The following is a 20,355-nucleotide window of genomic DNA, read 5'->3' on the forward strand; positions in this document are numbered from 1 at the left end:
TTGTCACGTTGTCTTCGGCTTAAGGTTTCCGGGATAGTTGCAGTGGGATGTGCACCCTCTTCGTCAGCTATAAGAACCACCGCTTTCCGCCACAGATTATCGCCCATGCGGTGTGGCTGCATTTTCGGTTTCCTTTGAGCCTGCGGCTGGTCGAGGAAATGTTGTTGGAGCGCGGCATTGTCGTCTCCTATGAAACAATCCGGCGATGGGGCCGCAAATTTGGCTCGGCCTACGCAAAACAGTTGCGTAGAAAGAAGCCATCTCGAAAGGATATCTGGCACTTGGACGAGGTGGTAATTTCCATCGGTGGCCGAAAGCATTGGCTGTGGCGTGCTGTCGATCAAGACGGCAATGTTCTCGACGAAATCGTCCAGCCCCGCCGTGACACCAAGGCTGCCAAGCGATTGCTGGTCAGACTGCTGAAGAAGCAAGGCCTGGCGCCGAAGCGCATCATCACCGACAAATTGCGCTCATACGGCGCCGCAAAGCGAGATGTCACGCCCACTGTCGAACATCGATCGGACAAGGGCCTGAACAATCGGGCCGAGAATTCTCACTTACCCTTTCGAAAACGAGAACGGATGATGCAGGGATTTCGATCGGTCGGCGGTTTGCAACGGTTCGTATCGATCTTTTCAGCAGTCCGAAATCTCTTCGTCGCCCCACACCAGAAACGCTCGGCTCTGGCCATCTACATTCACCGTATCTGCGCCATGGCGCAGTGGAAAGCTGTGACAGCTGTGAGTGCCTGACCTACGCGCAGTGACGGTCCTCATCCATCTTTCGCCAACAACGTGCCAACGCCCACCCCAGACTTCTACCAACAGCCGCAAGTCAAAGCGCGACAACAAGCTCAACTTCCCGATCCTGAACGATAAGGACAGCGAGGTTGCCGACGAGTTCGGTATCCGCTTCTTGCTGCACGACGACCTTATCGAGGTCTACAGGAAGTTCGGGAACGATCTGCCGCAAATCAATTCAGGCCGGGACTGGCGGCTACCTATCGGAGACGACGCCCTTAACATTGATGTCAATCTGGCGATCGAAGGCGGCGATGTCTGCGCTCTCATCGCCAACCAGTCCGGTGACGAAGACGCCGCCGAATTGACCAGAATGTCGAGCCGGCCGAAGGCTGCATGCACTTTTCTGACCAGGGATACGACCTCGCCCGGTAAAGCCTGGTCCGCCTTGAAGGCGATTGCCTTGCCTCCGGCTGCTTCGATTTCCTTCACTAGGTTTTCGGCACGATCGGTGGACGCTGCATAACTGAAGGCGACCATTGCCCCGTCTTGAGTTAGGCGCCGGACGATGGCTGCACCGATACCACGCGAGCCGCCGCTGACGAGCGCGACTTTGCCTGCGAGGGGTTTCTCCGTCTTGGACATGATGTTCACTCCGTTTCTGTTGATGGAGTGAAGATGGGATGGATTATTCCATCTTGATTAGCGGTGAGTGCACGGTATCAATTTCAAGCAAAGCTTGAAGGAACGCCATGGACAGCCTTTCCAACCTGCAGTCGTTCGTGCGGAGCGCCGAGCTCGGCTCGAGGAATGACCGGCTCCCCGTCGGCTCATGCGACCGGTATGCAACACCAATCATGCGACGCGGCAAGAATGCACCCCGCGCTACGTCACCGCGATTCGTTGAACAAAATCCAGAAAAGCCCGCACCTTGGCCGGCGGCATGTGGCGTGACGGATGATAGGCATAAAGTGGAAACCGCTCGCCGGACCATTCCGTCAGGATCGTCGTGAGCGCCCCGCTCTCAAGCCACTCGTCGAGACCTAGGGCAAAGCTCTGGAATATGCCTTGCCCCGCGAGACAGGCCGCGACGGCAGCGGAGGGGTCGTCCATGACCAACCGCCCTGCCACCTTGATCTCGATGGCACCGCTATCACCCTGGAATTCCCAGGTGAACGGCCGCCCGGTCTGCGGGTCGCGAAAGAGAATGCAATCGTGGTGCATCAGGTCGTGGGGCGTGGCTGGAACTCCGTGACGGTCAAGATAGCCTGGGGCGGCACAGGTCAGCACCGGTACGTCCAGCAGTTTGCGCACGATCAGCGACGATTCGTCCGGCGGTCCAAAACGCACGGCGAAATCCGCGCCGCTCATCATCTCTTCGCGATAGTTGCTGGTGGTCAGATCGAGCGTCAGAGCGGGATAGCGCGCCAGAAATTCACCGATCCTCGGTGCCAGCACCATGCGCGCGAACCAGGGATCAATCGAAACCCTGAGCCGTCCGCCGACGAAGGTCGCCGAACCGGCGGCTTCGGAGGCCGCCTCCTCCAGCCCGGCCAGCAACGGCATTATCCTCGCATGGAAGCGGGCGCCCTCTTCGGTCAGCGTAACTTCACGCGGATTGCGGTCGAACAATCTGACGCCGACGCGTTGTTCGAGCCGCGCTACCGCACGACTGACCCCCGATGGCGTGAGGCCGAGAACATCCGCGGCCCGCACGAAATTGCCCGCCTCCATCACCGCCCCGAAAACGCCGACCCCGGTCAGCAGCCGCGTGTCGAAACTCATGCACCCTCTCCGCCGCAAGATCGGTCTTGCTGACCGTCTCGTCATGATGATTTGAAGTCATCTTATCTTTGATCTTAATGCGCGTGAATCATCTTTCTTCGTCCCTTAGATAGTTTCTCAACGCCCGGGCGGCGCCAGCGGCATGCCGGAACCGTGGAAATCTCCGGCCTTGCAGAGAAGGAATTCATCCATGGATGCGATCTCACGCCGAAGCCTGTTGGCGCGCGGCGGCCTCTTGCTGGCAGCCGGTACAGCCGCTGCGAATAAGCCGGCTCATGCGCTGGCAGCCAAACCGCAGGCGCGGTCCGGAAATTTCAAACCGATCGACATGGCGATGGAGCAGGCCGTTCGCGACGGGACCGTGGCAGGAGTCGTCGCCACAGCCGCAGGACCGGATGGCACGATCTACGAAGGGACATTCGGAAAGGCCAATACAGTTGAAGCCGGAAACGGTCGCGTCGATGATGCGAAACCAGATCGGCGACCTCGACGTGCGCGCCATGACGACGGCCCAACCCGCCTATTCGCAGAGCTTCGACCAGTTTCCCGGTGAGCCCCACAAGTGGGGATATTCGTTCGACATCAACACGCTGCCCGGTCCGAACGGTCGGTCGGCGGGCAGCATTTCCTGGGCTGGCCTGCTCAATATTTCTGGCTCGACCCGGTCCGGCAGGTGACCGGCGCCATCTTCACCCAGCTTCTGCCCTTCTACGACGAAAAGGTCGTGAAGCTCTACGGCACATTCGAGCGCGGCCTCTACGACGGCCTCGCCTGATCCATTCCCGACCTCAACACCAGGAGACATATCATGTATGCGATTACAGGAATTACCGGCAAGGTCGGCGGCGCGCTGGCGAAAGCCCTGATCGAAGCCGGAGAACCGGTCCGTGCGGTGCTGCGCGATCCCGCCAAGGCGGAAATCTGGCGCAAGCGCGGTTGCGAAATCGCCTTTGCCGACATGGGCGACGCGACGCAGCTTGCCACCGCGTTCAAGGGCGCCAAGGGCGTCTTCATCCTGCCGCCGTCGGAGTTCGATCCGGCGCCCGGCTATCCGGAAGCGGCAAAGCAGAATGAGGTGCTGACGACCGCTCTCCTTGCTGCCCGCCCGGAAAGGGTCGTCTGCCTCTCCACCATCGGCGCCGACGCGGACGTGGACAATCTGTTGAGCCAGCGGACGATGCTGGAAGAAGCCCTCGGCGAACTCGATCTTCCCGTCACCTTCCTGCGGCCCGGCTGGTTCATGGAAAATGCCGCCTGGGACATGGCCTCGGCCCGCGACGAAGGCGTGCTGCACAGCTTCCTCCAACCTGCCGACAAGACCTTCGCCATGGTCGCGACGCAGGATATCGGCCGGCTTGCCGCAGATCTGATCCGCGAGCAATGGATCGGCAAGCGGGTGGTGGAACTGGAAGGCCCGGCACGGGTCTCCCCCAACGATCTCGCCAATGCCTTCACGTCGGTGCTCGGGCATTCGGTGCGGGTGGAGATCGTCCCGCGGGCAAGCTGGGAGAACTTGTTCCGTGCCCAGGGTACGCGTCACCCGCAGCCGCGCATGCGTATGCTCGACGGTTTCAACGAAGGCTGGATCGACTTCAAAGCCGACGGCGGAAACCGTGTCAGGGGCACGACGTCACTTGAGCAGGTGATCGAAGCGCTGGTCCGGCAAGCAGCGGCGAGCGAGACCGCCTGAGCCCGCCGGGAGAACGGGCGGCGGACGGCTTCTGCCTCTGCCGCCGCGTCCCTCGCAACTCGAAAGGAATGATCATGGAAACGATTGAGACTCACGGTGTCGCGATCCCCCGGTTAGGACTGGGGACTTTCCGGATGCCGGGCGATGCCGCCCGACCGGTGGTCGAAAGCGGGCTTGAACTCGGCTTTCGCCACATCGATACCGCCGCCATGTACGACAATGAAGCCGCCGTCGGCGCGGCGCTCGCGGCCTCCGGCATAAACCGCGCTGACCTCTTCGTCACCACCAAGGTCTGGTACGACAAGCTCTCCCCCGATGCCCTGCGACGGTCCTTCGACACGAGCCTCGGCAAGCTTCGCCTCGACCATATCGATCTCTTCCTCGTGCATTGGCCATCAGCGAACATGAACATGAGCGCAACGCTGGACGCGATCACCAAACTGAAGGAGGAAGGGTTGGCGCGCGCCATCGGCGTCTGCAACTTCAACCTGCCCATGATCCGGCATGCGATCGAGGAAATCGGCGCCCCCATCGCCGTTCATCAAGTAGAATATCATCCGTTCCTGTCGCAGACGCCGATGCTGGATTACCTTCGCCGCAAGGGTATTCCGATGACCGCCTATGCGCCGCTTGCGCAAGGCCGGGCGGCAAAGGATTCCGTTCTCGCCAGGATCGGTGAGAAGCACAGCGCCACCGCAGCCCAGATCGCCATAGCCTGGCTTCTGGATCAGGAAAACCTCATCGCTATCCCCAAAGCCGCTCGCCCCTCCAGCCAGCGAGCCAATCTCGATGCGCTCAACATTCACCTCGACGAGGAGGACCGCGCGGCTATCGCGGCTCTGCCGAAGGACCTACGCTACGTTGACCCGCCTTTTGCTCCAGACTGGGAGGCTGCAACGATCTGAAATAATCTCGGGCTACGCCCTGGATACCCCTCGATATAGCCGAGCAACGTCCGCTTGTTGGCGCCAAGGCTATTGGCGAACGACCGGAATGGGCGCGCAAAGCGGCGCTGCTGCGGTGATCATCTGTTCGGTGGCTTCAATGCTCAGAACGGAAATTATTTCCGCTGACCCCGCCGGTTGACTGATACCCAAAGCCAGGGCACAAAGGTGGCATCCACGGTCGCTCGCGATGGGAAAACAGAGGGAATTTCAAGACTTTTCTTCTAAGCCATTGAAATCACGTGAGAATCCAGGTCTCCCAGGCAAGCCATTTTAGACCGATTCTCCGATCCAAATCGGCGACCATCTCTCGCACGAAAAAGCGACGTCTTCTCAAGAACTTGGGCAATCTCGGCCGCAGTTCTTTAGGCCATCCTTCGTGTTCGAAGGCGGCTAGGAAAATTGGCTGGGGACCCGCGGGCAATGACCGCAACGGGGCCGAGACCGGAATGGCAATTTTCAGGCGTCGACGACGCATAAGCGGACGAGAGTTCTAAATCTATCCTTTTGCACTCGTCACACACGCATATGGTCTATCACCGTCTGAGGCAATGGAAAGGTTCTGCGGTTGGTGGACAGTTTCCGATATTGTGAGGGTGTTAGGTTGTGGTGTCGGAGAAACACTCGGTTGAAATTTGACAGATTGCGATAGCCGACCTCGAAGCAGATGTCCGTGATCGGCAGAGAGGTATCGGTCAATAGCTGTCCCGCCTTCCAGATACGAAGCTTGTTGACGTGGTCGGTGAAGCTGTGACCGCTGTTTTTCTTGAAGAATCGCGAGAAAGCGCTGTCGCTCATGCCGACCATGCGGGCCATGTCCGGCATCCTTATGTCCTCCGACAGATTGACAAAGATATAGGCAAAGACCTGTTGCAGGGCTTCAAGCGACCCATAGCTCAGGTCCGGCACATAAGCCTCCGAGGACAGCGTATCGAACTCGTCGGTGTCCCGCAGCAGCGAGAGCAGTGATAGGAAGGTCGAAAGCCGCACGGAGCCAGTCTGGAACTCCATGTCGAGGATCAGCGCCTCCGCCTGCTCCCGCGTCCGGCCCTTGAAGGAAAGCCCCCGCTGCGCACGCGTAAGAAACTCACGTAGGCCCACCAGTTCCGGCAGGAAGGCCGAAGCCTGCTCCAGCTTGGCCGGCAGAAACTGGATGACGATGTCACGGCCTGGGATGCGCTCGTCCGGTCCGAGCGGTGTCACCCAGTCATGCGGCAGGTTGCTGCCGATGACGGAAATATGGCCCGGCGTGAACGCCCCGACATGATCGCCTGCAAGCAGGACGCCGCTTGCATTGGGAATGTAGTGGATCTCCACCTCCGGGTGGAAATTCCATACATTGCGCTCCCACGGATAGTCGTCACGGCGCCAGAGGAACGACTCGTCCGCTCCGGTCAAGACGTATTCAAATCTCGCGACCGTCGGCGAAATAGCTGACATTGCGGACACCCTCCAGTGCTTCCCACCATGCGCGTTGCGCTGACAACCAATATTGGATTGTGCAATGCACACAAAAATTCATAGGTATACTGGGTATTTTGCGCATGAGAGTATCAGTATTGCGCACCGGGCGCGCTTGTGTCCACCCATTCTTTCTACAAATATTCAGCTCCGTTGAGCGTGTCGGAGGAGAGTTTAGCACGCGCAGCCGGACCGATCTTACGATCCAAATGGAGGAGAATAATGAACAGTTTCGTCAAAGCCGCGGGCGTCGGCTTCATTTCGCTTGGCCTTTGGAGCTCGACCGCTCTTGCTCAGGATTCCTGGTGGAAGACTGCCGCCCAGCCCTATCAGGGCGCGACCATCCGGGGCATCTCGGAATCGACACCAGCATCGAAATATGTCGAGCAAGTGCTCGGCCCGAAATTCACCGAAGAGACGGGCATCAAGGTCGAATTCGAGGCCACGTCCTGGGACCAGATGTACGACAAGGCAATCAAGGACATGGAGGCCAACACTGGCATCTATGACTTCGTCTACATCGAACAGGACATCGTCTATACCTATCTGGCCCGCAACTTCCTGGTCGATATCTCCAAGTCGCTCGCCGACAATGCAAAGATAGCCTCGCCGGATTTCAAGCCGGAGAATTTCACCACGTTCCTGAACTATTTCAAGGATCCGAAGTCGGGCGATGTCATGGGCGTCCCGATGGAAGCATTCATCAAGCCTTATCTCTACCGCAAGGATCTTTTCGATGATCCGGCGATCCAGAAAGCCTACAAGGATGCCACCGGTGCGGATCTGAAGCCCGCGACGACGCATGAAGAGTATACCCAGATCGCCAAGTTCTTCACCGAATACGGCGCGGACAAGGAGCTGTGGGGAACCACCGTACAGGCCTCGTCGAGCCACCCTGCAGCCTTCTACGAATTCTTCGAGTCGGTCGCGCCGACCTTCGGCGTGTACAACTGGGGCATCGATGGCAAGACCTTCGCGGCCACAGAAGCCAACGGCGGCCAGATGAACTCGGCCGCGGCGAAGAAGGCGCTCAACTACTGGATCGACCTGCTGAAATACGCGCCGCCGGAATCGACGTCGTCCACATGGGACGAGGTTGCCGGGACATTTGCGGCCGGCCGCGCAGCCCAAGGCCTTGTCTACGGTGAAAACGCTGCCTGGATCGCGACCGACAGCAGCAAATCGACCGTCGTCGGTAAGGTGGGTGTGGCATTGCCTCCGGTCGAGCCGGGTGTCAAGGAAGCCGCCGAATCCGGAAAGGGATATATCGGCTACTACGATGGCGGCGCGTTCGGCATTCCGCATTCGTCCAAGAACAAGGACGCGGCGCTGCTATTCCTGCAGTATATCGGGCAGCCTTCGGTACAGACCGACTGGGCGCTGGCCGGCTCCCGTATCGTCATGAACTCGACCTACGATGATCCAAAGATTGTCGAGCAGGACAAGAAGATGAACGGCTACTACACGCTGATGCGTGAGGATGGAAAGCTGTTCGCAGGAGCGCCGCCCTTCCCGTTCCACTCGCAGGTTCTGCAGGTCGTCGCGCCGTTCATCTACAAGGCGATCGTCGGCGAGATCAAGCCGGACGATGCGCTGGACCAGGCCGCGACCGCAGCCGAAGCCGAACTCGTGAAGCTCGGTTACCGCAAATAAAAGACCGTACCTCCCAGCGGCCGGCGGTCGCCTTCCATAAGGCGGCCGCCCCTTCCTGACTGCAATTTTGCGGGCCTGCCCGCGACGTCGGCAGTCAGACAAACAAAAGTCATGAACAATCTGACGGAGCGCAGGATGAGACAATCCAACATCGGATGGCTGTTTCTAACGCCGGCAACGCTAATCCTGTTCGTTGTCGGGTTCGTTCCCTTCATCTACATTCTCTATGTCGGCTTCTTCGACTGGAATACCAACGCAGTCGACCCTACCCTGCGCTGGGCTGGCCTCCAGAATTATCGCAACCTCGTCTTTGACGCGACCTTCCTGAACTCGCTTGCGCGCACGCTGGTCTTCGCGTTCTTCGTCGTTGTGAGCGAACTGTTGCTCGGCTATGTCCTCGCCCGCGCGCTAATGGCAGACCGCCTGTGGGGCCGGCAGTTCTTTCGCACAATGCACACACTGCCGATCGTCGTCGCGCCCATCGCAGTCGGCGCCACCTGGCGGCTGCTTTGCGTTCCAGGCTTCGGCATCGTCCCCTATTACCTGAGACTGTGGTTCGGCATCGACTACAACATCTCGACCAATGCCTATCATGCCTTCGCAACGGCGATCATCATGGACCTGTGGCACTGGACACCGTTCGTCACGTTGTCGCTCATGGCGGGACTGACCGCCCTGCCGAAAGAGCCGCTCGAACAGGCGCAGATCGACGGCGGCAACAAGCTGCAGATTTTCTGGTACGTGATCGTCCCGATGTTGAAGCCGGTGCTTCTGACGACCGTCTTCATCCGGCTGATGGACGCGCTGCGCTCGGTCGACGAAATCTGGATGCTGACCAAAGGTGGTCCGGCTGAGGCGACCCGGTTCATCGGTCTTCATATCTGGATCAACGTCTTTCCGAAGACCGACTACGGCTACGGCGCGGCCATGTCGCTGCTCACGCTTTACGTCACGATCGTTTTGAGCTGGCTGCTGTTCGTCGCCATGACCGGCCGCAAGGGAGGCGCACAATGAGACGCTCCGGTATAGCCTCTTTCGTCCTCTGGATATGTCTGACCGTTCTGACACTGCTGCCCGTGTGGTGGATGCTGGTCGTTTCAATGCGCCCCCGCGTGAAGCTTTATTCGAAGTCGGTCCTCATCGACGATCTTTACTGGGACAATTTCCTGGCGGTGCTGAACAGCTCGACTTTCCTGCAGTATCTCTGGAACTCGCTCGTTGTGGCGACGTCGAACGCAGCGCTCGTCTGCGCGCTCGGCCTGCTCGCGGCGTTCGGGCTGTCGCGCTACAAGATCAGCGGCGGCGACAACGTGTTCTTCTGGCTGATCACCAACCGTATGGCGCCGCCAGCCGTGTTTCTCCTGCCGCTCTTCCTGCTCTTCACCAAGTGGTTCGTCTTCGGCGATTTCATGCTGTTCGACACGAAGATTGGCCTGATCCTCCTCTATTGCGTCTTCAACCTGCCCTTCGCCATCTGGCTCCTGAAGGGCATGCTCGACGGAATTCCGCTGGAGCTTGATGAAGCGGCACGGGTCGATGGTGCGACAACCGGCCAGGTGCTGTCCAACGTCATCCTGCCGCTGGCGCGGCCGGGTTTGGCCGTCACCTTCATCCTGACCTGGATTTTTGCCTGGAACGAGTACCTGTTCGCGGCGACTCTTACGTCCTCGGCCGGCGCCAGGACCGTGACGACGGCGCTCGCTGAATATGTCTCGGTGACCGGAACGAACTGGGGCGAGATGGCGGCGATGGCATTCCTGACCACGCTGCCGGCCCTGATCGTGCTCGGCTTCGTCCAGAAGCACATCGTGACCGGCCTCACGTTCGGTGCATTGAAAGGGTAAGACGATGGGTGGCTTTCAACCTCAGAAAACCGAACGCGACGGATTCCTGCCGATCCGTACCAACGGCTTCGACCGTGGCTTCATCTCCGTCGTCATCCTGATCCTGGTGCATCTTCTCTGGATGCGTTTCCTGGAGGGCGTGCTGCCCCTGTGGGTGGCAACGGTGCTCTGCCTGGCGCTGGCCGTATTTATTATCCGAAAGGGCTGAAAACATGAGATCGCTCGTCCTCGAACGCAAAGACGAACTGCGCATTCGCGACCTGGACCCGAAGGAGGTGCTCGGTCCGACCGACGTGCGCATCGCCATCAAGACCGTTGGCGTCTGCGGATCGGACGTTCACTATTATACCCACGGCGCGATCGGTCCCTTCGTTGTGCGTGAGCCGATGATCCTCGGCCACGAAGCCGCCGGCGTCATCGAGGAGGTCGGCAGCGCCGTCGAAAACCTGAAAGTCGGCGACCGTGTTTGCATGGAGCCCGGCATTCCCGATCCCCAAAGTCGCGCGTCGCGGCTCGGTCTCTACAATCTCGATCCCGCGGTGCGCTTCTGGGCGACGCCGCCGGTGCATGGGGTGCTGAGGCCGAGCGTAGTCCATCCGGCGTCCTTCACATTCAAGCTTCCGGACAATGTGTCCTACGCCGCCGGCGCCATGGTCGAGCCGCTGGCTGTCGGCTTCCAGGCAGTCTCCAAGGCGAGACTGACGCCCGGCGCGGTCGCGCTGGTCACGGGCGCCGGGCCGATCGGCATGGTGACGGCGATCGCGGCGCTGTCGGCTGGCTGCGCCAAGGTTATCGTGACCGACGTGGTCGACGAAAAGCTTGCCGTGGCGCGCAGGCTCGGCCCTGCCATCATGACCGTCAACGTCCGCGAGCAGGACCTGAAGAGTGTAGTTGCCCGCGAAACTGATGGCTGGGGTGTCGATGTCGTGTTCGAATGTTCGGGCGCGGCCGCGGTAATCGCAGACACGGTGCATCACGGTTGCCCCGGCGGCGCCGTCGTCCTTGTCGGCATGCCGCTGAAGCCGGTCCCGATCGATGTCGTCATCGCCCAGACCAAGGAACTGCGCATCGAACACGTGTTCCGCTACGCCCATGTCTACCCGCGCATCGTCGCGCTGCTGGGATCGAACCAGATCAATGTCGATGCGCTGATCACCGATACCTACGCCTTCGATGACTCCGTGGAAGCGTTCGATTACGCCGTGCGGCCGAAGCCGTCCTCCGTGAAGATCCAGATCGAGCTTGGAAAGTAGCATGTACCTGCGGAAGTTCGATCTCAGCGGAAGAGTGGCGGTCGTCACCGGCGCGGGGCGCAACATCGGCTATGCCTGCGCAGATGCCCTGTCGGAAGCCGGCGCCCATGTCGTGCTGACCGATCTTGACGAAGAGCTTGGTCGGTCGGCAGCCGAGAAGCTCGCCGCGACGGGGCGAAAGGCCGAATTCATTCGTCTCGACGTGACCGATTCCGGCGAGACCGACCGTGTCGCGGCTTCGATCGCCACCAGGCTTGGCCGCGTGGACATTCTGGTCGCCAATGCCGGCGTCGCTGCGCACAGCCCGGCGGAGGAAATGTCCGATGCCGACTGGCTCAAGGTCGCAAACGTTAACGTCAACGGCGTGTTCTGGAGCAATCGCGCCTTCGGAAACCTGATGCTAAAGGCGGGCAAGGGCGCGATCGTGAATATCGGTTCGATGTCCGGCATCATCGCCAACCGTCCGCAGCCGCAGGCGGGTTACAACGCCTCGAAGGGTGCCGTTCACATGCTGACGAGGTCCCTTGCAGCGGAATGGGCCGAGCGTGGTGTCCGCGTCAACGCCGTCGCGCCGACCTATATCGCGACCGACATGACGAAGAGCGCCGTCGAAAAGACCGGATGGGACAAGGACTGGTTGGACATGACGCCGATGAAGCGCATGGGCGAAGTCGAGGAAATCGCATCCGTTGTCCTGTTCCTGGCCTCCGATGCCGCCAGCCTGATGACCGGCAGCATCGTCGTTGCGGATGCAGGATACACCTCATGGTGAAGCTACCCGCGCACCCGTCCCGAATGATCGGCGGCCATGCCGCCACAACTGACTGAGGATTGATACATGGCGACGATCGAGCTCGACCAGGTCGATAAGCATTACGGCTCCTATCACGCACTGCGCAGGATCTCGTTCGACATAGCCGACGGCGAGTTCGTGGTCCTGGTCGGCCCCTCCGGTTGCGGCAAATCCACGCTGCTGCGATCTCTTGCCGGCCTCGAGGAGATCACCGGCGGCACGATCAAGCTTGGCGGACATCGCGTCGACAATATCGCCGCCAAGGACCGTGACGTGGCGATGGTGTTCCAGAACTACGCGCTCTATCCGCACATGACCGTTCGGGAAAACATGGCCTTCGCACTGAAGTTGCGCGGCGAAAATCTTGCGGATCGCAACGCCAAGGTCGACAAGGCTGCGGAGATGTTGCGGCTTACGCCCTATCTCGACCGATACCCGAAGGCGCTCTCCGGCGGCCAGCGGCAGCGCGTTGCCATGGGGCGCGCCATGGTTCGCCGCCCAAAGGCGTTCTTCTTCGACGAGCCGCTGTCGAACCTAGACGCTGCGCTGCGCGTCGATATGCGTTCGGAGATCAAGGCTCTTCACCAGCGCCTCGGCGCGACTTCCGTCTATGTCACGCATGACCAGATTGAAGCCATGACAATGGCGGACCGTATTGTCGTGCTTCGCGACGGCAAGGTGGAGCAGATCGGCGCGCCACTGGAGCTGTACGACAGGCCGGCAAATATCTTCGTCGCCGGCTTCATCGGATCGCCGGCGATGAACATGCTCCCGGCCACGATCGATCTCTCGCTGAACTCGGCGCGGCTGGCCGACGGGTCAACCCTTCTCCTGCCGCAAGACATTCGGGCGACCGACAGGCAGGAGGTGATATACGGAGTACGTCCGGACCAGTGGATCCTGTCGAAGGACGATACGGGCGTACCGGCGACTGTCGAGCTGATCGAGCCGACGGGTGCCGAAATTCTCCTGGCAGCCCAATTGGCGGGCAAGCGGGTCCTGTGCGCCTTCCGCGAGCGCCACGCGCTGAAGCCGCGCGACAGCATACGGCTCAACGTCGATCCCGCCGCGGCTCATGTGTTCGACAAGCAGACCGAACAGAGACTCGCGTTCTGAGCAACAGGCATCGGAAGGACCAGCCATGTCGGACTTTACAGGAAAAACGGTCATCATCACGGGCGCCGGCAAGGGTATCGGTCGCGCCTGCGTTGAACTGCTCACCCGCCGCGGCGCGCGGCTCATAGCCTTGTCGCGCTCGCAGGCCGATCTGGATGATCTGGCGGCAAAGTTCGGCGCGACCGTCATATCCGTCGATCTTGCCGACAATGCCGCAGCGCGCGCTGCCATGAAGGCGGCGGGACTGGCAGACGCACTGATCAATTGCGCGGGAACCAACGTGCTTGAAAGCGTCATCGATATGACGGAGGAGGGCTATGAGCAGGTCCTCGGCATCAACCTGCGGGCCGCGCTGATTTGTGCGCAGGAGTTCGCGCGGGCGCGCATTTCGAATGGCGGCGGCGGTGCGATCGTGAATGTGACGTCGATCGCCGGACATCGTGGTTTTGCGGACCATGTGGCTTATGCCGCCTCGAAGGCGGGTCTGGAAGGCGCGACACGCGTCATGGCCAAGGAACTCGGTGCCTATGGAATCCGCGTCAATGCGGTGGCGCCGACGGTTACGATGACGGAGCTTGCCGCGAAGGCCTGGTCCGAGCCTTCCAAAAGGGATCCGATGATTGTTCGCCACCCGATGGCACGCTTTGCAGGGGTCGACGATATCGCACGCTCGATTGCGCTGCTCATTTCGGAGGACGCGCCCATGATCAGTGGCGCGGTACTGCCAGTCGATGGCGGCTTCCTTGCCGTATGAAGAAACCAAGAAGCGAGACAAAACGATGACGAGACGACTTGAAGGAAAGATCGCTGCGGTAACCGGCGCAGCGTCCGGGATCGGGCTGGCGACCACCCGTGCCCTGGTCGATGCCGGCGCCAATGTCGTGATGGTTGATTACAACAGACAGGCGCTGGAAACCTGTGCGGCCGAGTTCGGCAACGCTGTCGTCATGCAGGTCACCGATCTCCTGGACGCCGCCAGTTGTGCGGCCATGGTGCCGGAAATCCTGGCAAAGGTCGGCCACCTCGACATCCTCCACTGCAATGCAGGGTCCTATATCGGCGGGGATCTCGTCGACACCGATACCGCGACGATGGATCGGATGCTCAATCTCAACGTGAACGCCGTCATGAAGAACGTCCGCGACATCGCTCCGCACATGATCGAGCGCGGGACCGGAGATATCCTGGTGACATGCTCCGTGGCCGGCCATGCGCCGATCCAATGGGAGCCGGTCTATTCCGCCTCCAAATGGGCGATCACCAGTTTCGTCCAGATCATGCGCCGGCAGTTGAAGAACCACGGCATCAGGGTCGGCCAGGTCTCGCCTGGCCCGGTCGTTTCTGCTCTGCTTGCCGATTGGCCCGCGGAAAACCTCGAGAAAGCAAAAGCCAATGGGAGCCTGATCGAGCCCTCGGAGGTCTCCGACGCCATCATCTTCATGCTGACCCGCCCGCGAAACGTCACGATCCGGGACATGATTGTCCTGCCGACAAATTTCGACGTGTAGGTAAGGAATGCCAAGTCGGTGCGGAAGCTCAATTCCGGGCTTCACACCGTAAGCCTGCGATAACAAGCAAACGAAAGCGCCGGATTAAATTTTGTCGAGTAGCGCTTTTCGTCGTTGCATCAAGTTGGTCAAAACGACACGACGGCCGCTTTGCGACGACCGGTCAATTGTGCAAACGTCCGAAATGAAGGCACAAAACTGCCGCGAGCCTTATAGCCGCCTCGCCGCAAACGTGAGGCCCGAAAGCGGAAATTATTGCCGCTCAACCGTCCAGTTGACTGATGCCCAAAGCCAGGGCACAAAGGTGGCATCCACGGTCGCTCGCGGCAGGAAAATAGAGGGGATTTCAAGGATTTTCATCTAAGTCATTGAAATTGTGTGAGAATCCAGGCCTCCTAGGCAAGTCATTTTTGATCGATTTTTCGATCCAAATTGGCGACCATCTGCCGCACGAAAAAGTGGCGTCTTCTCAATAAGTTGGGTGATCTCGGCCGCAGTTCCTTAGGCCATCCGTCGTGTTCGAAGACGGCTAGGAAAATTGGCTGGGGACCCCTTATTCGAGTCCTCAGACACTGTGTAACTGACGGCGGCATTGGCGCCGCAAGCAGGCCTTCCGGTAGTGGAGGCCGGGGGATGAAATAGCTGCCATAGAGTACGGGCGACCTCCATGACCTCTTCCGACCCTCCTGGCAGCCGTCAGCAGCCAATCTTGTTCGTGTAGCTGTCGCCAATGTCTGAATCAATTCCGCCAGCCGAATGCGCGCACCGAGAGGTGAGCGGTAGCCAAAAACAATAATCTTTCATAGCCACGGGAACTGAATCGTTTTCGATTCGTCCGCTCAGTAGTTTGTCAGGCTATTGCAGACCCGGCGCGCTCCGACAGCAGTTTGCCGGCGATCCCCAGGGCCTCCTCGCGAGATGAGGCGAGCCTCATCGGGTAGCCCCAGAACTTGGCAAATGCCACACCGAATGGCTTGAATGCCAGACGCTTGGCGGCGCTGGGCTCGATTACGATCATCGCCAGCACGAGCGTCCGTAGTTCGGCCTTGTGCTTTTTCATCCACAGCGAGGTGCGCTTCTTTTCTTCCTGGGTGTGCTCGTGGTCTTCGGCCGGAGCGGAGTTGGTCAAGAGCACGAACGGCAAGCCGCGCTTTAGATTCGCCTCAAAAGCCTCAAAGTCGTGGTCGTGGTCGTGGTCGGGACCTTCTTCAAAACTCATCCAGACGAGTGGGAAGTTCGTGCTGTCCAAAGGCATGTGTCGTCTCCTTGCCGGGATGGATGGTTTCAATTCGATCGGATGTGCCGCCAGGACATGATCAACGCGACCGCGCCCGGAAGCGTTACTGCCAGCAGTTCCAGGGCAACGAGATGGCTGCCGTCGCGCAAGCCATCCGATACGCCTGCGAGCGTGCTCATGGCGAAAAGGAGACCGCCGATGACAAGCATGGCCCGGTCGGTCACGCGCCTTCCGGGAAGCGCCAGCATTGGCGGGACGACCCAGGCGCCGTAAAAGATAGAGACTCCCCACAACGCGGCCGGGCCGAATGTAATGGCCTGCATCGTCCCGCCGCTCCTGACGTAATCGTTCAGATAAGAAAAGCACTGGATCGTGACGAAGATCGCGGCTCCGACTGCTGGGACAAGCCACGCGAGTGCGAGATTAACTGGTTTCTTTTCGATCACTGCAACACTCCTATCTGAATTTGCTCGATAGGGCAGTTGAGCGCCGCCCCTCCTGAAGAGGAGCGCGATCATAATCGCCGCATTTCCCTTCTGTCTGAAAGCAATAAGTCAGTCGGCAAGAGGCGTCATTGCGCAATCGTGACATTATATTTGTCAATCCTGCCGAGATGAAAACTGCGTCCCGCCAATCTCAAGACGAGCGCTTTTCAGCCAGGCTGTAGGTTTGTTCCATCAGGTATCGGGCTGGCGGTTTCCCTAACGTCTTTCGGAACATGGTGACGAAACTGCTTGCACTTTCATATCCCAGATCAAGCGCGACATTTTGAACGATTTCGCCGTCGCCAAGTCGCTGAAGGGCTAGGACAACATGTAGCTGACGTCGCCAGCGGCCAAAGCTCATCCCAGTCTCAACGAGAAGCGATCGACTCAAGGTGCGTTCACTCAATCCAATCCTCGCGGCCCATTTGGCCAGAGTCGCCTTGTCTCTTGGTTGTTTGAGAAGCAAGTCTGCAAGGTGCCGAAGGGGAACTGATTTGGGCATAGGAAACGAAAGCTTCACTTCTTGTGCGGCATCAAGTTCATCTAACAGGACAGCCAGGATGCGAAAATCCGCGTCGAAGAATGGCGCATCGACAGGCGATTGTGCGAACCTGAGAACCAGTTCCCGCAAGAGGGGCGAAACGGAAAGAGTTGCGCACGACCTTGGTTGCTTGGTGATCAATTCGGGTTCGATGAAGACAGCGTAACATTCGATATTACCTGACATGCGCCCCGAATGAGCTGTCCCTGCGGGCATCCACAGCGCAGAATGGGGAGGGACGATCCAGACACCATCGTCTGCTTCGCAAGTCACCATTCCTCTGAGGTTCAGCAAAAGCGAAGCCTTTCTGTGCGCGTGTTGCCCTTTCTCCCAGTAGGAAATGGCCTTCTTTGCACCCACGGTTATGAGAGGTTTTTCCACCATATCAGGATCAAATTCGGTCTCGAATTCTTCCAAGATAGGCATTGAAAAACCTCTCCATCATCTTCAGTCAGTATTGGCGCAGACGCCCATGCCATCAAAGCGCTGATATAGTGTGGCCAGTCAGAAGGACTTTGAAATGCCGACCCCCAGGACGCGGCCTTGGCTGACGGAAACAACCTGGCTTCCAAAGTAACCGGCGGCGCCGAACGTCTCATAACGTTCATCAAACAGGTTGCGTCCGAAACCGTAAACTTCAAAATCTCCGCCATCGTTTTTCCAGCCAATGCGAGCATTGACGATCTGATATGCGTCAAGGTCGAAGGTGGACTGCACATCAGCAGGGCGAGAGCTTCTGTACTGATAATCGATGGCGGCATTGAACGAGCCGGGCAAGCCCACCATTTCAGCATCCGTTTCGTAAGCCAATCCCGCAGATACACTCCATTCCGGAATATTGGGAACCCGGTTTCCTTCGAAAATCGAACTTGCTCCGTCCGAGCCGAGCCGGGTATGTGTATAGCCCACGCCCGCGTTAAAGCTTAATTCGTCCGTAATTGCAGCGCGCGCCTGCAATTCGAACCCATACGTGTCATAACTCTGGAAAGTCGTAGCGAAGCCCCCAATGCCGGGATCGTAATAGCTCAGGACGCCGTTCTTCACATCGTTATAAAAGACACTCCCGTCCAGTTCGAGACGGTCATCGAAAAGCGCAACCTTGGTACCAAGTTCATAGGTCCAGTTTTCGGCCGCGGGGTAAGCGTCGGCCACAATGCCGTTGTTCGGATAGGAAAACAGCGGGTAGATTTTCGTCCCATGTCCACGCGCGATGGAGACGTAGCTCTGCGCGGTTTCGCTCCATTTGTAAGCGAGCGCGGCTCGTCCCGTGAGATAGGTTCCATCAGCATCGCTGTCGCCCGTTAAGCTGGGAACTCGAAGGTCATTGGTCTTTTTCACTTTGATGTCATCGTGGCTCAGACGCCCACCAAATGACACTTCCCATTTCTCGCCGAGCGGGACGGAGGCATCACCGAACAGGCCAAGATTCAGACTGCGCAGATTCGTGTTCACGGTAACGAGACCGGAATATGGGAATGGTGCGCATTGAGGAGCCGCGCAACTATGGTCGAGATCCGAATAATTGAGGCTCGCTCCCACGACCCACCTGATATCATCCCCTTCAAGAGAGTTCAGTCGGATCTCCTGACTGAAGACCTTTTCCTCATCAACACCGAGCCAAACATTGCTCCCCACCAACGGGAACAATGACGGAATGAGGATATCGTTTGATTCAGTCCGGGACTTTATCTTGTTATTCTGGAAGCCCGTGATGGAAGTGAGGGAAAAGTTCTCGAACTCGTGCTTGATAGTGAGTCCGACATCGGCATGTGTCGTAACATAGTCAGGTTCTGTCACGACACCACTGATCGGGAACCCCGGCGCTCCACGCAAAAGAGAAAAGGGGGCGTTTGAATCGTCACGAAGATAATTTCCGGTCAGTGTGACAATCGTGTCATCAAGGCCATTGAATTGCAGCCCTCCGCGGAAGGCACCGATTTTTCTTGCGCCGAGATCGTCAGTGAACAGGCTGTCGATATCCCCGTCATAGTGGTTGAAACGAATTGCCATTCGCCCGTTCAGACTGTCGGGGATCAGCACGCCGCCGAGTGTGGCTTCGCCCATGGCATAGCCATGTTCTCCGTATTCGGTCGTGATCTTTGCCTCGTGTTCGCCGTCCGGCTGTTTGGTGGTCACATTGATTGCGCCGCCAAGCGCAGTCGTGCCCCAAAGCGTTCCCTGCGGTCCGCGAAGAACTTCCACACGATCGATGTCGAAGAGCATATTCTGAGAACTCAACATGCTCTGTGGTATGCCATCAACCGTAAAGCCAATTGTGCCATCGGAAAAATTGTTCGGCACGCCCAAGGAACTGATTCCGCGGATCGAAAAGAACTGTCTCCCCACGGATGCATTCTGCCACACGACGTTTGGAGACGTTGCCGCAATCGCTCCGCCTGAGTCGAGCGCATTACTTTCAACGTCTTCCGGCTTTACGACGGTGATGCTTTGAGGCACATCCCTTATTTGTTCTTCCGTTTTTCGTGCAGTTATGACGATCGGCTTGAGGACGGTAGAATCCTGTTCGATCGCTTCCTGGGCCCTTGCAGGAACAGCCGACGTGGCCACTAGCGCAAGCATCGACACGCGAGCAAGGTATTTCATCTTATGTTGGTTTTGGAATTTGTTTTGACCGCTTGGCTTGCTATCCGCATTGCTGTTCATGCCCTATCGCCCCGATTAACTTGACTGTTTTAGTCTTCTAATCGGCTTCATGATCACGAGCATTTCGATATCTGGACAAAATATTTTTCATTTCGGCCAAACCGTTCCGGGAAACAGCCATTGTGGCAATTTCACTTCATAGAAAGCTGCTGCTTTCAGTCTTTCCCGCTCGCGCCAGCGAGGGCATCACCCGACATGAATTGATATGGAGCAAGGACACCTAAATTGGGTGAATTAGCCCCCGAAGGCCCGGACATGCTCCAGGTTCAGACTAACTCCAAGATCCATGCAGCATCCGTTCCGCCCTTGAAGACAAACAATGCTCCGATTTAAGCAGCCCGTCAGCTCTTAGAGGGTTTTGGAATGAGCCGGATGGCAGAAATGAAGGCGCGAAGCCGTCATTGAACACATTCGCGAATCTGACAGCGGACGAGCTTTCAAGGTCTTGATGGGAACAAATCCAGAGAGCCCGTCACTCGGCATCTGGCTGCAGCTGAACGGAATCGAACGCGGACTTGTTAGGCCGACCTTAACCTTCTGGTAACCCTTCGGCCTTAGCACGCCACGCCTCGGGCTGGCATGTATATCGCTAAGGGAAACCTGAATGATCACAAACCCAACATCCGAAGCCTTTCGGCGCA

Annotated in this window: 19 protein-coding genes and 1 pseudogene; 13 read left to right on the forward strand and 7 right to left on the reverse strand. The window is 58.6% G+C overall.

The window, feature by feature from the left end; genetic code table 11:
• Positions 1–752, forward strand: a pseudogene (locus tag K9B32_RS07685) (IS6 family transposase).
• A 189-nt stretch (positions 753–941) separates the two neighbouring features.
• Here the strand turns inward: K9B32_RS07685 and K9B32_RS29080 are convergent.
• Both K9B32_RS29080 and K9B32_RS07695 read right to left on the reverse strand, forming a co-directional pair.
• Complete coding sequence (locus K9B32_RS29080) at positions 942–1,385, reverse strand: SDR family NAD(P)-dependent oxidoreductase (RefSeq protein WP_224561357.1); 444 nt, start codon at positions 1,383–1,385, stop codon at positions 942–944.
• 240 nt (positions 1,386–1,625) lie between these two features.
• Entirely contained in the window at positions 1,626–2,525 is a 900-nt protein-coding gene (locus tag K9B32_RS07695; protein WP_224561358.1) for a LysR family transcriptional regulator, read from the reverse strand.
• A 395-nt stretch (positions 2,526–2,920) separates the two neighbouring features.
• Here K9B32_RS07695 and K9B32_RS07700 point away from each other — a divergent pair, with 395 nt between their 5' ends.
• From K9B32_RS07700 to K9B32_RS07710, 3 genes are all read left to right on the forward strand, one after another.
• Positions 2,921–3,202, forward strand: a complete 282-nt coding sequence (locus K9B32_RS07700) for a hypothetical protein (RefSeq protein WP_224561359.1) — start codon at positions 2,921–2,923, stop codon at positions 3,200–3,202.
• Between the two features lie 131 nt (positions 3,203–3,333).
• On the forward strand, positions 3,334–4,215 hold the full coding sequence (locus K9B32_RS07705) for an NmrA family NAD(P)-binding protein (protein WP_224561360.1): 882 nt from the start codon (positions 3,334–3,336) through the stop codon (positions 4,213–4,215).
• 74 nt (positions 4,216–4,289) lie between these two features.
• On the forward strand, positions 4,290–5,120 hold the full coding sequence (locus K9B32_RS07710) for an aldo/keto reductase (protein ID WP_224561361.1): 831 nt from the start codon (positions 4,290–4,292) through the stop codon (positions 5,118–5,120).
• 555 nt (positions 5,121–5,675) lie between these two features.
• Here K9B32_RS07710 and K9B32_RS07715 read toward each other — a convergent pair.
• Positions 5,676–6,599, reverse strand: coding sequence for an AraC family transcriptional regulator (locus K9B32_RS07715; protein WP_224561362.1), 924 nt, complete (start codon positions 6,597–6,599; stop codon positions 5,676–5,678).
• 243 nt (positions 6,600–6,842) lie between these two features.
• Between K9B32_RS07715 and K9B32_RS07720 the strand changes: the two genes are divergently transcribed.
• The 9 genes from K9B32_RS07720 to K9B32_RS07760 all read left to right on the forward strand — a co-directional run bounded on the left by K9B32_RS07720 (position 6,843) and on the right by K9B32_RS07760 (position 14,787).
• Positions 6,843–8,273, forward strand: coding sequence for an extracellular solute-binding protein (locus tag K9B32_RS07720; protein ID WP_224561363.1), 1,431 nt, complete (start codon positions 6,843–6,845; stop codon positions 8,271–8,273).
• A gap of 135 nt (positions 8,274–8,408) precedes the next feature.
• Positions 8,409–9,287 (forward strand): carbohydrate ABC transporter permease, encoded by an 879-nt coding sequence (locus K9B32_RS07725; protein ID WP_224561364.1) that lies wholly within the window; start codon positions 8,409–8,411, stop codon positions 9,285–9,287.
• On the forward strand, positions 9,284–10,117 hold the full coding sequence (locus K9B32_RS07730; RefSeq protein ID WP_224561365.1) for a carbohydrate ABC transporter permease: 834 nt from the start codon (positions 9,284–9,286) through the stop codon (positions 10,115–10,117). The genes K9B32_RS07725 and K9B32_RS07730 overlap by 4 nt, the downstream gene beginning before the upstream one ends.
• A gap of 4 nt (positions 10,118–10,121) precedes the next feature.
• Positions 10,122–10,325, forward strand: coding sequence for a DUF2160 family membrane protein (locus K9B32_RS07735; RefSeq protein WP_224561366.1), 204 nt, complete (start codon positions 10,122–10,124; stop codon positions 10,323–10,325).
• A 4-nt stretch (positions 10,326–10,329) separates the two neighbouring features.
• Positions 10,330–11,370 (forward strand): NAD(P)-dependent alcohol dehydrogenase, encoded by a 1,041-nt coding sequence (locus K9B32_RS07740; protein WP_224561367.1) that lies wholly within the window; start codon positions 10,330–10,332, stop codon positions 11,368–11,370.
• A 1-nt stretch (position 11,371) separates the two neighbouring features.
• Positions 11,372–12,142, forward strand: coding sequence for an SDR family NAD(P)-dependent oxidoreductase (locus K9B32_RS07745; RefSeq protein ID WP_224561368.1), 771 nt, complete (start codon positions 11,372–11,374; stop codon positions 12,140–12,142).
• 66 nt (positions 12,143–12,208) lie between these two features.
• Positions 12,209–13,279, forward strand: coding sequence for an ABC transporter ATP-binding protein (locus K9B32_RS07750; protein ID WP_224561369.1), 1,071 nt, complete (start codon positions 12,209–12,211; stop codon positions 13,277–13,279).
• A 25-nt stretch (positions 13,280–13,304) separates the two neighbouring features.
• Complete coding sequence (locus tag K9B32_RS07755; protein WP_224561370.1) at positions 13,305–14,033, forward strand: SDR family oxidoreductase; 729 nt, start codon at positions 13,305–13,307, stop codon at positions 14,031–14,033.
• A 25-nt stretch (positions 14,034–14,058) separates the two neighbouring features.
• Positions 14,059–14,787 (forward strand): SDR family oxidoreductase, encoded by a 729-nt coding sequence (locus K9B32_RS07760; RefSeq protein ID WP_224561371.1) that lies wholly within the window; start codon positions 14,059–14,061, stop codon positions 14,785–14,787.
• Between the two features lie 850 nt (positions 14,788–15,637).
• Here the strand turns inward: K9B32_RS07760 and K9B32_RS07765 are convergent.
• The 4 genes from K9B32_RS07765 to K9B32_RS07780 all read right to left on the reverse strand — a co-directional run bounded on the left by K9B32_RS07765 (position 15,638) and on the right by K9B32_RS07780 (position 19,714).
• Positions 15,638–16,042: a hypothetical protein gene (locus K9B32_RS07765; RefSeq protein WP_224561372.1), complete on the reverse strand. Its 405-nt coding sequence runs from the start codon at positions 16,040–16,042 to the stop codon at positions 15,638–15,640.
• 29 nt (positions 16,043–16,071) lie between these two features.
• Entirely contained in the window at positions 16,072–16,470 is a 399-nt protein-coding gene (locus K9B32_RS07770; protein WP_224561373.1) for a hypothetical protein, read from the reverse strand.
• Positions 16,471–16,660: 190 nt separating this feature from the next.
• Complete coding sequence (locus K9B32_RS07775) at positions 16,661–17,476, reverse strand: AraC family transcriptional regulator (protein WP_224561374.1); 816 nt, start codon at positions 17,474–17,476, stop codon at positions 16,661–16,663.
• Between the two features lie 78 nt (positions 17,477–17,554).
• Positions 17,555–19,714, reverse strand: coding sequence for a TonB-dependent receptor (locus tag K9B32_RS07780; RefSeq protein ID WP_224561375.1), 2,160 nt, complete (start codon positions 19,712–19,714; stop codon positions 17,555–17,557).
• Between the last annotated feature and the right edge of the window lie 641 nt (positions 19,715–20,355).

Origin of the sequence: Rhizobium sp. 3T7 (genome assembly GCF_020166565.1) — a bacterium.
Lineage (GTDB): Bacteria > Pseudomonadota > Alphaproteobacteria > Rhizobiales > Rhizobiaceae > Rhizobium.